A 13,131-nucleotide genomic window follows, 5' to 3' on the forward strand; every position below is an offset into this window, starting at 1 on the left:
GAAAGGACTCACGATGACATTCGACGCCATCGGCATCGCGGGCACGGGACTCACCCTGCACCGCAAATGGCTCGACGCGATCTCGGACAACCTCGCCAACATCAACACGGCGAAGCCGACGAACGGAGCGGCGTTCCAGGCGCGCTACGTCGTCGCCCAGGAAGGACAGGGGGTGTCCGGCGCGTACGTCGCCGGCGCCGCCTACGGCAGCGCGGAAGGCCGGATGGTCTACGAGCCGGACAACCCCGTCGCCGACGCGAAGGGTTACGTCCGCTACCCCGACATCGACCTTTCGTCGCAGATGGGGTCGCTCATCATGGCCCAGCGCGGCTACCAGGCGAACGCCGCGGTCGTCGACCGCGCCAAGGAGACCTACCAGGCCGCTCTCCAGATCGGGAGGAACTGATGCCCGTCGACGCCATCAACGCGATCAGCTCGATCGGCGCGGTCACCGGCACCACCGGCGCGACCTCGGCGAACTCCACCACGGGCACGGGCGGGAGCTCGTTCAGCACGGTGCTCAGCGGCGCCGTCGACAACCTTCAGCAGTTGCAGGGCACGAGCGACACGCTCGCCGTGCAGGCGGTGACGGGAAATCTGGATGACATCCACAAGGCGACGCTCGCCTCCACGCGCGCCCAGGTCACCCTCGAGCTGGTCGCCGGCGTGCGGAACAAGGCCGTCGACGCCTTCAACGAGATCATGAGGATGCAGGCCTGATGCCTCAACAGGTGACGAGCTTCTTCCGTCGGCTCGGCGACACGATCCGCGGGTTCAGCGTGGCCCAGCGGGTCATCGCCGTCATCGGCGTGGCCGTGATCGGCCTGGGAGCCGCCGGCCTCGCGATGTGGGCGTCGCAGCCGTCGTACACGCCGCTGTTCTCGGGCCTCCAGGCGGCAGACGCCTCGGCGATCGTCGACCAGCTGCGCACCGACGGCGTCCCGTACCAGCTCACCGACGGCGGAGGCACCATCATGGTGCCCCAGCAGAAGGTCTACGACGAGCGGCTCAAGGCGGCCTCGGCCGGCCTGCCGACCTCCACCTCCAACGGGTACTCACTGCTCGACAAGATGGGCGTCACGTCGTCGGAGTTCCAGCAGTCGGTGACCTACAAGCGGGCGATGGAGGGCGAGCTCGCCAACACGATCTCCGCCATGAAGGGCGTGAAGACGGCGTCGGTGCGGCTCGCGATCCCCCAGGACACGGTGTTCGTCTCCGAGAAGAAGGACCCGACCGCCTCCGTCTTCGTCGAGACGCAGGCCGGCGTGACGCTCACCGCAGACCAGGTTCAGGCGATCGTGCACCTGACCAGCGCGGCCGTGACCGGCATGCAGCCGACCGATGTCGCGGTCGTCGATGCGAACGGCAACGTCCTCAGCACCGTCGGAGCCGGCGCGACCGGGGGAGCGGACAAGCAGGCCAACGACTACGAGACCCGCGTGAAGTCGGCCGTGCAGGACATGCTCGACAAGGTCGTCGGCCCCGGCAACGCGACCGTCGCCGTCGCGGCCGACGTCAGCAACGAGTCGGCGCAGCGCACCGAGGAGTCGTACACCGCGCCGACCAACGCGCCGTCGCTGAGCGAGACGACCCAGAAGGAGACCTACTCGGGCACAGGCGGCAACTCCGCCGCCGGTGTGCTCGGACCGGACAACATCGCGGTGCCGAACGGCACCAACGGCAACGGGACGTTCAACTCGGAGTCCAGCACCAAGGACAACGCGGTCGACAAGGTCACCGAGCAGCGCACCATCCCCGCAGGCGCGATCAACCGGCAGACCGTCTCGGTCGCGGTGAACTCCGACGCCGTCTCCAACGTGAGCGCGACGGAGCTGCGGAACATGGTCAACGCGGCGGCCGGGATCGACACCAAGCGCGGGGACTCGGTCAGCGTGCAGCTGGTCCCGTTCAGCAAGGCGGGAGCGACCGAGGCGGCCAAGGCCATCCAGGAGGCCAAGGACGCTGCGGCGGCCGACCAGCTCTCGGGGATCATCCGCACCTCCATCATCGGAGCGGCGGTCGTCGCCGCGGCGATCATCGCGTTCGCCCTGTTCCGCCGGGGCCGCAAGCGCGCGGCCGAGAACGCCGAGCTGGAGGCCGAGAGTGCCGACGCGGCGGCGCTGGAGGCCGCGGCGTTCCCGATCGCGCTCGAGCCGGCGCCGCCGACGGTCCCGATGCAGCTCGACCCCGTGCCCGACCCCTCGGGGCCGGAGCTCGAGGCAGAGCGCCGCCGTCAGGAGATCGAATCGCTCGCCGAGCGCGACCCGCAGAAGACGGCGGAGTTCCTGCGCAGTCTGATGGAGGACAAGGCCGGCGTATGAACGACACCAAGACCCCCCTGACCGGCCCCCAGAAGGTGGCCGTCGTGCTGATGAACATGGATCAGCAGCGCGCCGCCCAGGTGATGAAGCAGTTCTCCGACGAGGAGGCCGACGAGATCACCGCGGAGATCCTCCGCCTGCGCCGGGTCGATCCCGCCGTCGCCGAGAAGGCACTGAGCGAGTTCCACGACCTCACCGCACGCGGTGGGGTCAGCACGCGCGGCGGCCGCGACATCGCGGTCGGTCTCCTGGAGGCGTCGTTCGGCGCCGAACGTGCCACGGGCGTGCTCAACCGGGTCGCGTCGTCGATGGCGGGCAAGCAGTTCGAATTCCTCGACGCGGTCGAGCCCGGCCAGGTGCAGATGCTGCTGGCGGGGGAGCTGCCGCAGACGAGCGCGCTGGTCCTCGCGCACCTGCGCGCCGACCACGCCTCCCGCGTGCTGGCCGGCCTGGACGACGATGCGCGCACCGAGGTCGCCCACGCGATCGCGACCATGGGGTCGCCCAGCCCCGACGCGGTGCGCGTCGTGGCCGACACGCTCAAGCAGCGCGCGAGCGCCGTGGTCTCCGCGCGCACGTCGTCCGACTCGGTCGGGGGAGTGCAGCCGCTCGTCGACATCATCAACCGGGCGGACGCCGCGACGGAGAAGGCTCTCCTCGAGTCGCTCGAGCAGCGCGATCCGGCGCTCGCCGAAGAGGTCCGCTCGCGGATGCTGACGTTCGACGACATCGTGCGCCTCGACCCGCGCGACGTGCAGCAGGTGCTGCGCGGCGTCGACGCGGCCGTGCTCGCCGTCGCCACCAAGGGCGCGACGGAAGCCGTCACCGAGGTCATCACGCAGAACCTGTCGGAGCGCAACCGCGAGATCCTCGAGGACGAGATCCGGATCCTCGGCCCTGTGCGCCTGTCGCAGGTGGAGGACGCGCGCGCGTCGATCGTCCGTGCCATCCGCGACCTGGAGGCCACGGGCGCGATCACCGTACAACGCGGCGACGAGGACGCGTATGTCGAATGACGTCGCCTTCGCGCCGCTGACCGTCCCCGTTCTCGCGGAGACGGACGACCAGCACGCTGCGTCGGACGCGGCCAGGGCGCGCGGCTTCGCCTCCGGCTACGCGGACGGCCGGCGCGAGGCGGCGGCCGAGCAGGCGGCCTGGCGCGCGGAGGCCGAGCTGGCCCGTGCGGCGGAGGCGGCTGAGGCGGCCGAACGCGCCGCCGTGCTGGCGCATGCCCTGCGCGCGGCTGCCGTCGAGCTGCGGGAGGCGACGGTGCCGGTGCTCGCCGAGGTCGAGGACGCGCTCATCGCGGCCGCCTTCGAGCTGGCGGAGGCGGTGGTCGGGACCGCACTGTCCGATCGGCTCTCCGCCGCGCGGGCCGCGGTGGCGCGGGTGTTCGCGGAGGCGCCGGCCGGCGAGTTGACGGTGGTGCGGCTCAACCCGGAGGACATTTCACTGCTCGGCGCGACCGGCACGGACGACGAGCGGGGCGTCTCGACGCTCCATGGCGTCTCCGTGATCGCGGACCCCTCGCTCGCTCCGGGCGACGCGATCGGCGGCCTGCCGACGGGATGGCTCGACGCGCGGATCGGCTCCGCGCTCGACCGGGCGAAGGGGGCGTTGTCGTGACGGCCGCGCTCGCCGGTTGGCGCACCGCGGTGGAGGCCGCCGCCGTCGAACGGGTGGGTCGCGTGGTCGCCGTCGTGGGCCTCGGCGCGGAGATCGAGGGCGTGCACGCGGCGATCGGCGACCTCGTGGTGATCGGCGACGGGGCCGGAGTGCACGCCGAGGTCGTCGCGACGACCTCCACGGGGGCGAAGGTGATGCCCTACGGGCGGCTCACCGGAATCGCCGCAGGCGCGCCCGTGCGTGCCGTGCGCAGCCCGCTGCTGGTGCCGACCGGCGACGGGATGCTCGGCCGCGTGATCGACGCGCTCGGCCGCCCGGTGGACGGGCGCGGCCCGATAGCCCCCGACGGATTCGTCGCGCTCGACAACCGCGCACCCGACGCGATGCGCCGAGCGCGCATCCAGGCACCCCTCGGACTCGGCGTGCGCGTGCTCGACACGCTCGTGACCGCGGGGCGCGGCCAGCGCCTCGGGCTGTTCGCCGGCTCGGGCGTCGGCAAGTCGTCACTGCTCTCGATGATCGCGCGGGGCACCGATGCGGCCGTGTCGGTGATCGCCCTGGTGGGGGAGCGCGGGCGCGAAGTCCGCGAGTTCTTGGAGGACGACCTCGGGCCGGCCGGTCTGGCGCGCTCCGTCGTGGTCGTCGCGACCTCCGACGAGCCTGCCGTGATGCGGCTCCGCGCCGCGTTCGCCGCCACTCGCATCGCCGAGTCGTTCCGCGACCAGGGTCGTGACGTCGTGCTCATGATGGACTCGCTGACCCGCGTGGCGATGGCCCAGCGCGAGATCGGCCTCTCGGCGGGCGAGCCTCCCGCCACCCGCGGCTACCCGCCGTCGACCTTCTCGCTGCTCGCGCAACTCCTCGAGCGCGCGGGGACAGGCGAGACGGGCTCGATCACCGGCCTGTACACCGTGCTCGTCGACGGCGACGACCACAACGAGCCGATCGCCGACGCGGCACGCAGCATCCTGGACGGCCATGTGGTGCTCGACCGTAGGCTGTCCGTCGTCGGGCACTTCCCGTCCGTCGACGTGCTCGGTTCGATCTCGCGCCTCGCGTCGAGGGTGACCACCCCGGAGCAGCGGGCGGCGGCGACCGCCCTGCGCAGCATCCTGGCGGCCAAGGTCGCGGCGCAGGATCTCCTCGACGTCGGCGCGTACAAGCCGGGAACGAACCCGCGGGTGGACGCGGCGGTCGCCCACGAGGACGCCATCAACCGGTACCTGCGACAGGGCATCGGCGAACCCTCCGCGTTCGCGGACGGCTGGGCACGACTGAACGAGCTGGTGGCGGCCATGCCCGCCGCCGGGACAGGGGTGGTGTGATGGCACGGACGTTCCCGCTCGCCGGACTGCTGCGGCTGCGGCAGATCGAGAAGGACCACGCCGCGAGCGACCTCGCCGCGGCGAATGCGCTGCGCAGGGACGTGCAGGACAGGCAGGTGCGCGCGATCGCTGCGCTGCACGCGGTGCCGGCGGAAGCGTCGGACGCGAGCACGATGTTCGCGCTGGCCGCGGCCCGCGCCTCCAGCCGCAGCATGCTCGCCGACCTGGCGGCGTACGCCGAGCGTGCGGAGGCGGAGGCCGCTGACGCGCAGCAGGCGTTCACCGAGGCCAAGAAGCGCGCGGTCGGGCTGGAGAAGCTCGAGGCCCGGCATCACGCGGAGGTCGTCGCCGGCGACCTCGGAGCGGAACAGGCGGCGATCGACGAGATCGCGACCGGCGCGTGGCTGCGAGGGCGGTCCGGCCAGGACGAAGGAAGGCACGAGGCATGACGGTCACCGATGCGATCGGTCGGATCTCCCAGATCCAGGCGACGATCGCGCAACTCGACACGATCACCACGGGATCGACCACCTCGTCGGCATCCTCGACGACGAACGCGTCGTCGACGAGCTTCGCCGACGCTCTCGCAAGCGCCCTCGGAACCTCCGGGGTCGGCGGCGCGACCGGATCGGCGGGAGGCGTGACCGGGGCGGACGTCGTCGCCGACGCCAAGAAGTACCTGGGTGTGCCGTACGTCTTCGGCGGCACGAGCTCGTCGGGCATCGACTGCTCCGGGCTGGTGCAGCGCGTCTACAAGGACCTCGGGATCGACCTCCCGCGTCTGGTCTCCGGTCAGGCGAAGATGGGGACGGAGGTGCCGTCGCTCGCCCAGGCGCAGCCCGGCGACCTCATCGTCACCAACGGCGGGGAGCACATCGTGATCTACGCCGGCAACGGCAAAGTCATCCACGCCCCGAGCGAGGGCCGCAACGTCAGCCTCGTGAACAACTGGATGGACGACTCGGACATCGTGACCATCCGGCGCATCGTGCCGCAGGCGGCGACGGCTTCGGCCTCGGCGGGAGGCGCCTCGGCGTTCGCGTCGGCGCTGGCGAGCCTGTCGGGGTCGGCGGGCGCCTCGGGGATCTCGGGTCTCTCCGAGATCTCGGGTCTCTCCGGCCTGGCCGGGCTGTCGGGTGCAGGCTCGTCGGGCTCGACGACGCAGGCCGACCTGCTGCGCTCGCTCCTCTCCTCCGTGATGAAGGGAGGCTCGCTGTGACGCCAGGGACGGTGGCGGCGCCCACCTCGCCGCCGAACACCGCGCCAGGGGGAGGCACGCGGGCGAACCGCACCGCCGGAGCGGACGCGTTCGGAGCGTTCCTCGCAGGGGCGGCGGATGCCCACGCCGCGGCACCCGGTCGACGCGAGACGTCGACGCCCTCACCCACGGCGCCGGCGCATCCCGATCAGCACGGACACACTGCCGGTCGCAAGGCGGCACCCGCGGTGGCGGAGACCTCGGAGAAGCCGACCGACTCCACCGGCGGCACGCCGACCGGGGCGCCGACCCAGCCTGCGCCGCCCGCCGACGGCACCACGCCGACGCCGGTGGATGCTCTCGCGGCGCTCCTCGCGACCCCCGGTGTCGTGGCGGCGGCGCCGGTGGATCCCTCGGCCATGCCGGTGACACCGGGCGCTGCGGCAACCGCCGATGCCACGGCTACGGGCGCTGCTGTGCCGGTCGCTCAGACCGCAAGCGTGTCGGCGACGCCCTCGAGCACCGCCGCTGCCGGTGAGCTGCTGTCGACGGCGGTTCCCGCTCCGACGACGTCCGCGGTGCCGACACCGCCGACGGCTCCCGCCGTCGCCGCGGAGGCGCACGCCGGCGGTCTTCCCGCGGCTGCGGCCCTCCCTGCGGCCGCGGTGTCGGCGCCAGCGCAGACACCGCCCGCTGCTGCGCCATCCTCTCCGGTTCCCAGCGCGCCGGCCGCGACCGATCCGTCGGCAGCGCCCTCGAGCTCGTCGACGACTGCCGCGGCCTCCGCGACGGTGCCCGAAGCCCTCCCGCTCGCCCCGGCCCCGCGCACTGCTCGCGCCGCCCAGCAGGAGGCTCCCGTCACGGCGGCGTCCCCCACGCAGACCGGGGCGGTCGAGCAGACAGCGACCTCCCGGCCGGTCGTAGCCGTCGGCCCGGCCCTCGAGCTGCAGAACAGGCCGGGAGCGGCGACGGACGCGCTTCCCTCGGTGGTTGCTGCCGCACCGGTGGCGGGCGCCCCCGCCACCTCCGCCACGTCTGCGATCGCCGCAACGGCCGCGCCGTCGTCTCCGCAACCGCAGACGCTCGGTGCCCAGCTCGCCCGCCCGGTGTTCACCCTCGCAGCGGCGGGCCGCGGGGAGCACGTGATGACCGTGCACGTGACGCCGGACAACCTCGGCCCCGTCACCGTCCGCGCCCACGTCGGCGTCGACGGAGTGCGGGTCGAGCTGTTCGCCCCGACCGACGCCGGGCGCGACGCGCTGCGCGCGATCCTGCCCGACCTCCGCCGCGACCTCGGCAGCACCGGTCTCACCGGCACCCTGGACCTGTCGTCTCAGAACCAGCCGTCGCCGCAGCAGCAGGCCGCCGCCGACGGTCGGGCGTTCGGCCAGCAGGGCGAAGGCCGGGCGGCCGCGGACGGCCGGAACACTGGGGACGGCCGCTCGCCGTCCTCCCGTGCGGAGGCCGACCGCACCGCCGACCGCCTCCCGCTCCCCGCTCCCGACGGGGCCATCCACTCGATCGACCTCATCGTCTAAGACACCGAAAGGAGCCCCCGTGGCCGTCGACCCCGTCACCGGAACCGACACCGCCTACACCGGCGGCATCTACACCACCGCGCCGACGCGCACGCCCAAGCAGTCGCTCGACAGCGAGGCGTTCATGCAACTGCTCGTGACGCAGCTGCGCAACCAGGACCCGAGCTCGCCCATGGACACCAACCAGATGATCTCGCAGACGACGCAGCTGGCGATGATGGAGAAGCTCACCAGCATGGACTCGATCAACCAGGAGAGCTTCGCGCTGCAGATGCGCACCTCCGCCACGGCGCTGATCGGCCACACCGTCAGCTACCTCGACAAGAACGGCGACACGAAGACCGGCACGGCGTCGTCCGTCTCGTTCGCCGGCTCCGTGCCGGTCGTCACCGTCGGCGACAAGCAGATCAACCTCGACTCCATCCTCGGCGTGGTCACTCCGACCGCCTGACTCGCCGGCCGTTACTTCGACAGAAAGGCAGCATCATGCTCCGCTCCCTCTACTCCGGAATCTCCGGACTCCGCTCGCACCAGACCATGCTCGACGTCACCGGCAACAACATCGCCAACGTCAACACCACCGCCTTCAAGGGCTCCGCGGTGCAGTTCCAGGACACGCTCTCGCAGCTGGTCCAGGGTGCCACCGGGCCGGGCGCCCAGGCCGGAGGCACCAACCCGGCGCAGATCGGCCTCGGCGTGCTGGTGGCCGGCATCTCCACCAACTTCACCCAGGGCGCCGCTCAGGCGACCGGCCGCCCCACCGACATGATGATCAACGGCGACGGCTTCTTCGTCACCAAGGTCGGCGGCGAGACGGTCTACACCCGCGCCGGCTCGTTCGACCCCGACGCCCTCGGCCGCCTGGTCGGCCCGGGCGGAGCGATCCTGCAGGGCTGGAACGCGGTCAACGGCGTGATCCAGCAGGGCGGCGCGCTCGGCAACGTGACCATCCCGCTCAACGCGGTCACCCCGGCGACGGCGACGACGGCCGGCACGATCAACGGCAACCTGCCCTCCGACGCGGTGCTCGGCGACCAGCTGGTGCGCGACGTCGACGTCTACAACGGCACCGGAGCCTCCCGCAAGCTCACGCTGACCTTCACCAAGACGGCGGCGGGCTGGGACGTCGCAGGTGCAGACGCGAACGGCGCGACCGCCACCGGCGCACTCACGTTCGACGCGACAGGCAAGCTCACCGGCGGCGGCACCCTCGCGGTCGGCGGCATCACCGTCGACCTCTCGACCGTGACCGGCTACGCCGGGATCACGACGGTCGCGTTCAAGAACCAGAACGGCAGCGCCTCCGGCACCCTGCAGTCGTTCTCGCTCTCGAAGGACGGCACGATCATCGGCCTGTTCTCGAACGGCGACAAGCAGGCGGTCGGCCGCATCGCCCTCGCCACGTTCGTCAACCCGGGCGGCCTCGAGAAGGCCGGCGGTTCGACCTACCGCGCAACGGTGAACTCCGGCGCAGCCGAGCTGGGCGGACCGGGCGAGGCCGGCCTCGGCACCCTGCAGAGCGGCTCGCTCGAGATGTCGAACGTCGACCTCTCGCAGGAGTTCACCAACCTGATCGTCGCCCAGCGCGGCTTCCAGGCCAACGCGCGCATCATCACCACCTCCGACGAGGTCCTCCAGGAGCTCACGAACCTCAAGCGCTGACGCGCGCAACCGTCGAGAGGGCGGATTGTCCGCCCTCTCGGTGGTTCTCGCCGCAGTTTGCGCCGCCCCGGCGCGGCCGGCCCACGTAGGCTCTGTGCGTGCCGATCGTTCAAGAGCTCGCGCCCACCCTGCTCGGGGTCGCTCTCCTCGCGCTGCTCGCGACGGCCGTGCTCGGCGTCTACCGTGTGCCGCACCGATGGGCGCCGCTGCTCGCCATCCTGCGCGGAGCCGCCCAGCTCGCGGTGATCAGCGTCGTGCTGTCCGGGGTCATCACGAGCCCGGTGTGGGTGGCGCTCGCGCTCCTGGTCATGTTCGGTGTCGCAGCGGCCACGGCGACCCACCGCATCGGCTGGTCGCTGGACCACGGGACCATGATGGCCGTCGGGATGGCGACCGGCGTGATCGTGACGTTCGCCATCGTCTTCACGACGGGGGCGATCGACTTCACCGCCCGCTACGCGCTCGCCATCGGCGGCATCGTGATCGGCAACTCGATGAGCATCGCGACGCTCGCCGGCCGCCGGTTCGTGGAGGCGGTTGACGACCACTGGGACGAGGTGGAGGGCTGGCTGGCGCTGGGCGCCACCCCGCGGCAGTCCACGCTGGAGCGCACCCGCGGAGCGGTCTACTCCGCGCTCATCCCGTCGGTCGACCAGACGAAGACCACCGGACTGGTCACTCTGCCCGGCGCGTTCGTCGGCGCCATCTTCGGCGGGGTCTCGCCGCTGGAGGCCGGCCGTTTCCAGGTCGTCGTGCTCGCGGCGATCATGTGCGCCGGCTCGATCACCGCCGTCATCGTCGCGACCTGGCTGGCCCCGGTGCGCGTGCGGCCGGCGCGGTTGAAGTGAGGGCGGGGGTCACCCTTCGTAGTGGTAGCGGCATTGAGCGATGAGGACGGCTTCGTCGTCGAGTCGATAGATGAGCCGGTGCTCATCGGTGATCCGACGCGACCAGAACCCTTGGAACCCGTGCTTGAGGGCCTCAGGCTTGCCGATCCCCTCGTTCCCGTTCCGCTCGATGTCCTTCAGCAGCAGGTTGATCCTCTTCAGGATTCGCCGGTCCTGACCCTGCCAGTACACGTAGTCCTCCCACGCGTTGTTATCCCAGATCAGCCTCATTCGGCGAGATCGTGCTCGGATCCGCCGCCGGAGTGGAGGCGCTCGATCGATTCGATCAGGCGACGGGCATTGGCGGGACTCCGCAGCAGATATGCGGTCTCACGGAGAGACTCATAGTCTTCAAGCGCCACAATGACGACCGGTTCACGACCCGCGCGAGTGATGACGACCTCCTCGCGGTCATCGAGCACAGCGTCGAGGGTCGCGGCGTAGTGCGCTCGCGACTCCGAGTAGCTCATCGTTTTCATCTCGCCCTCCAATGACGTACAAGAAATTGTACGCGACTGGCGAGGTCGATGTCACCCCGCAGCCGACCCCGCCGCAGCCGGCGCCGTCGTGCCCTGCAGGGCCTGGGGAATGAGGGCGCGGATGCGTTCCGGCTGGTTCGACAGCACCACCACGTCGACGCGGCGGTTGAGGGCGAGGTCCTGGTCGGTGCTGCCGGTCGCGTTCGCCAGTGGGCGCGCCGACCCGTACGAGACGGCGGCGATGCGCTCGGCCGGGAAGCCGTCGGACTCGACCAGGCGACGCAGCACGCTCGTCGCGCGGCCCGCCGACAGCTCCCAGTTCGTCGGGTAGGGCGCGCCCGGCTGGCGGAAGTCCGCGTGGCCCTCGATCGACACCTGGTACTGCTCGGGAGCCAGCACGGGGCCGATGTCGTCGAGCACCTTCATGGCCGTCGCGCTGAGGTCGGCCTTGTTCGACTCGAAGAAGGTCGAGCTGCCGACGAGGCCGATCGTGAGGCCGCGCGCGTCGATCTTCATCTGCACCGCGTTCTGCAGCCCGTCGCGGGTCAGGCTCGCCTGGATGCGGTCCTTCAGCTTCTCCAGGTTCTGCGCCTCCTGCTGGGCCAGCGCGAAGTCGGTCGTGGTGCCGTTGTCCTTGACGTGCGAGGGCGGCACCACCACGCCGGTCGCGGCGTCGACCTTCTCGGTCTTCACCTGGCCGAAGCCGGTCGCGAGCGAGTTCTTGAGCTGCTCGAACTTCTTGGCGTCGACCGTCGACATCGCGAAGAGCACGATGAACATGCACATGAGCACGGTGACCATGTCCATGTAGGAGGCCATCCAGCGCTCTTCGTTCTCGTGCTCCTCCTCCGGCTCGTGCTTGCGTCGACGGGCGGCCACGTCAGGCTGCTTCCTTCTCCGGGGTGGGCACGGCCTTCGGTCCCTTGGCCGGCTTGGCCGAGTCGCCGCCGGGAACCATCGCACGCAGGCGCTCGCCGAGGAGGCGCGGCTGGCTGCCCGCCTGGACCGCCAGCACGCCCTCCATCAGCAGGGTCATCCGGTCGACGTCCAGGTCGGAGAGCCGGCGCAGGCGGTTGCCGAGGGGCAGCCACAGGAAGTTGGCGGAGAGCAGACCCCACAGGGTCGCGACGAACGCGCTCGCGATCATCGGGCCGAGCTCGGCGGGCTTGGAGAGGTTCTCGAGCACGTGGGTGAGCGACACGACCGTGCCGATGATGCCGATGGTGGGGGCGTAGCCGCCGAGCGTGGAGAAGAACTTGGCGGCGACCCGGTCGGACTTCGAGCGCGTCGCGATCTCGTCCTCCAGCAGGATCCGCAGCTCGTCGCCGTCGGTTCCGTCGGCGATGTTCTGCAGCGCGCGCTTGAGGAATGGGTCGTCGATGGAGTCGGCCTCCTGCTCCATGGCGAGGAGTCCGTTGGCGCGCGCCTTCTCGGCGAGCCCGACGACCTGGTCGATGACCTTCTGCGGCGGCTCGACCTTGCCGCGGAAGGCGCGGGGGAGCGCCTTCATCGCGGTGAAGAAGTCCTTCAACGTGCCGGAGGCGATGCCGACGGAGATGGTCGCGCCGAACACCAGGATCATCGGCGCGGGAAGCACCAGCGACGTGAGGTGGGCGCCCTCGATCGTGACCATCGCCACGACGGAGGCGAAGGCAATCACGATCCCGATGATCGTTGCCGGATCCATGGTCTGACTCCTCGTTACTTCTTCCTGGCCCGCAACGGAACGGGGGCGGCCGCCTGGTCGGGAACAGGCGCGGGGACGGGTCGGGGGCCGGAGGCCGGGAGGTCGTGCGCGAGCGCGATCACCCTGGCCCGGTAGGCCGCGATCTTCTCGATGACCTCGGCCATCGACTCGGTGACGATGAACTTGGCGCCGTCCACCATCACGAGGGTCGTGTCAGGACTCGCGTGGATGCGCTCGATGAGGTCGGGGTTGACCGCAAACTGGCTGTCGTTCAATCGGGTGACGACGATCATGGCTGCGAATCCTGGTCTCGGCTCCGGGTGAGCCGTCACAGGGGCACTATCGGCGCGTGCCGGTCGGTCGTTAGGGGGACCGGGCAGCTTGCGGTCGTGCCTAACGGCGGGCGCG

17 protein-coding genes are annotated in these 13,131 nt (G+C 71.2%); 12 read left to right on the forward strand and 5 right to left on the reverse strand.

Annotated elements, in window-relative coordinates; genetic code table 11:
* The first annotated feature begins 13 nt into the window (after positions 1–13).
* From JNB50_RS03890 to JNB50_RS03945, 12 genes are all read left to right on the forward strand, one after another.
* Positions 14–406 carry a flagellar basal body rod protein FlgC gene (locus JNB50_RS03890; RefSeq protein ID WP_208038775.1) on the forward strand — a complete coding sequence of 131 codons (393 nt, stop codon included), beginning with the start codon at positions 14–16 and terminating at the stop codon, positions 404–406.
* Positions 406–720, forward strand: a complete 315-nt coding sequence (gene fliE / locus JNB50_RS03895) for a flagellar hook-basal body complex protein FliE (protein WP_208038776.1) — start codon at positions 406–408, stop codon at positions 718–720. Before JNB50_RS03890 ends, fliE begins: the two co-directional genes overlap by 1 nt.
* On the forward strand, positions 720–2,321 hold the full coding sequence (gene fliF, locus JNB50_RS03900) for a flagellar basal-body MS-ring/collar protein FliF (protein ID WP_208038777.1): 1,602 nt from the start codon (positions 720–722) through the stop codon (positions 2,319–2,321). The genes fliE and fliF overlap by 1 nt, the downstream gene beginning before the upstream one ends.
* Entirely contained in the window at positions 2,318–3,337 is a 1,020-nt protein-coding gene (gene fliG / locus JNB50_RS03905; RefSeq protein ID WP_208038778.1) for a flagellar motor switch protein FliG, read from the forward strand. Before fliF ends, fliG begins: the two co-directional genes overlap by 4 nt.
* Entirely contained in the window at positions 3,327–3,947 is a 621-nt protein-coding gene (locus tag JNB50_RS03910) for a FliH/SctL family protein (RefSeq protein WP_208038779.1), read from the forward strand. Before fliG ends, JNB50_RS03910 begins: the two co-directional genes overlap by 11 nt.
* Positions 3,944–5,272, forward strand: a complete 1,329-nt coding sequence (locus JNB50_RS03915) for a FliI/YscN family ATPase (protein WP_374222237.1) — start codon at positions 3,944–3,946, stop codon at positions 5,270–5,272. The genes JNB50_RS03910 and JNB50_RS03915 overlap by 4 nt, the downstream gene beginning before the upstream one ends.
* Positions 5,272–5,721 (forward strand): hypothetical protein, encoded by a 450-nt coding sequence (locus JNB50_RS03920; protein ID WP_208038781.1) that lies wholly within the window; start codon positions 5,272–5,274, stop codon positions 5,719–5,721. The genes JNB50_RS03915 and JNB50_RS03920 overlap by 1 nt, the downstream gene beginning before the upstream one ends.
* Positions 5,718–6,491, forward strand: coding sequence for a C40 family peptidase (locus JNB50_RS03925; protein WP_208038782.1), 774 nt, complete (start codon positions 5,718–5,720; stop codon positions 6,489–6,491). Before JNB50_RS03920 ends, JNB50_RS03925 begins: the two co-directional genes overlap by 4 nt.
* Positions 6,488–8,008, forward strand: coding sequence for a flagellar hook-length control protein FliK (locus tag JNB50_RS25415; protein ID WP_208038783.1), 1,521 nt, complete (start codon positions 6,488–6,490; stop codon positions 8,006–8,008). The genes JNB50_RS03925 and JNB50_RS25415 overlap by 4 nt, the downstream gene beginning before the upstream one ends.
* 19 nt (positions 8,009–8,027) lie before the next feature.
* Positions 8,028–8,459, forward strand: a complete 432-nt coding sequence (locus JNB50_RS03935; RefSeq protein ID WP_208038784.1) for a flagellar hook capping FlgD N-terminal domain-containing protein — start codon at positions 8,028–8,030, stop codon at positions 8,457–8,459.
* A gap of 35 nt (positions 8,460–8,494) precedes the next feature.
* Positions 8,495–9,670 (forward strand): flagellar hook protein FlgE, encoded by a 1,176-nt coding sequence (locus JNB50_RS03940; RefSeq protein ID WP_208038785.1) that lies wholly within the window; start codon positions 8,495–8,497, stop codon positions 9,668–9,670.
* 98 nt (positions 9,671–9,768) lie between these two features.
* Entirely contained in the window at positions 9,769–10,518 is a 750-nt protein-coding gene (locus tag JNB50_RS03945) for an ABC transporter permease (RefSeq protein ID WP_208038786.1), read from the forward strand.
* A gap of 9 nt (positions 10,519–10,527) precedes the next feature.
* Here JNB50_RS03945 and JNB50_RS03950 read toward each other — a convergent pair whose 3' ends face one another.
* Genes JNB50_RS03950 through JNB50_RS03970 form a run of 5 tightly spaced genes read right to left on the reverse strand, consistent with a single transcriptional unit; the run spans position 10,528 to position 13,016 of the window.
* Entirely contained in the window at positions 10,528–10,788 is a 261-nt protein-coding gene (locus JNB50_RS03950; protein ID WP_208038787.1) for a Txe/YoeB family addiction module toxin, read from the reverse strand.
* A complete protein-coding gene (locus tag JNB50_RS03955) occupies positions 10,785–11,036 on the reverse strand; it encodes a type II toxin-antitoxin system Phd/YefM family antitoxin (RefSeq protein WP_208039163.1) in 252 nt (83 codons plus the stop codon). The genes JNB50_RS03950 and JNB50_RS03955 overlap by 4 nt, the downstream gene beginning before the upstream one ends.
* Positions 11,037–11,087: 51 nt before the next feature.
* Positions 11,088–11,915: a flagellar motor protein MotB gene (locus JNB50_RS03960; protein ID WP_208038788.1), complete on the reverse strand. Its 828-nt coding sequence runs from the start codon at positions 11,913–11,915 to the stop codon at positions 11,088–11,090.
* A 1-nt stretch (position 11,916) separates the two neighbouring features.
* Positions 11,917–12,723, reverse strand: coding sequence for a motility protein A (locus JNB50_RS03965; protein WP_208038789.1), 807 nt, complete (start codon positions 12,721–12,723; stop codon positions 11,917–11,919).
* A gap of 14 nt (positions 12,724–12,737) precedes the next feature.
* Positions 12,738–13,016, reverse strand: coding sequence for a flagellar FlbD family protein (locus JNB50_RS03970; protein WP_208038790.1), 279 nt, complete (start codon positions 13,014–13,016; stop codon positions 12,738–12,740).
* Positions 13,017–13,131 lie beyond the last annotated feature (115 nt).

Source organism: Leifsonia sp. TF02-11 (genome assembly GCF_017565305.1).
Lineage (GTDB): Bacteria > Actinomycetota > Actinomycetes > Actinomycetales > Microbacteriaceae > Leifsonia.

Coding starts and splice junctions, on each gene's coding strand:
- JNB50_RS03910 (WP_208038779.1), top strand. CDS start 3,327: ATGTCGAATGACGTCGCCTTCGCGCCGCTGACCGTCCCCGTTCTCGCG.
- JNB50_RS03925 (WP_208038782.1), top strand. CDS start 5,718: ATGACGGTCACCGATGCGATCGGTCGGATCTCCCAGATCCAGGCGACG.
- JNB50_RS03955 (WP_208039163.1), bottom strand. CDS start 11,036: ATGAAAACGATGAGCTACTCGGAGTCGCGAGCGCACTACGCCGCGACC.
- JNB50_RS03940 (WP_208038785.1), top strand. CDS start 8,495: ATGCTCCGCTCCCTCTACTCCGGAATCTCCGGACTCCGCTCGCACCAG.
- fliE (WP_208038776.1), top strand. CDS start 406: ATGCCCGTCGACGCCATCAACGCGATCAGCTCGATCGGCGCGGTCACC.
- fliF (WP_208038777.1), top strand. CDS start 720: ATGCCTCAACAGGTGACGAGCTTCTTCCGTCGGCTCGGCGACACGATC.
- fliG (WP_208038778.1), top strand. CDS start 2,318: ATGAACGACACCAAGACCCCCCTGACCGGCCCCCAGAAGGTGGCCGTC.
- JNB50_RS03965 (WP_208038789.1), bottom strand. CDS start 12,723: ATGGATCCGGCAACGATCATCGGGATCGTGATTGCCTTCGCCTCCGTC.
- JNB50_RS03950 (WP_208038787.1), bottom strand. CDS start 10,788: ATGAGGCTGATCTGGGATAACAACGCGTGGGAGGACTACGTGTACTGG.
- JNB50_RS03890 (WP_208038775.1), top strand. CDS start 14: ATGACATTCGACGCCATCGGCATCGCGGGCACGGGACTCACCCTGCAC.
- JNB50_RS03970 (WP_208038790.1), bottom strand. CDS start 13,016: ATGATCGTCGTCACCCGATTGAACGACAGCCAGTTTGCGGTCAACCCC.
- JNB50_RS03920 (WP_208038781.1), top strand. CDS start 5,272: ATGGCACGGACGTTCCCGCTCGCCGGACTGCTGCGGCTGCGGCAGATC.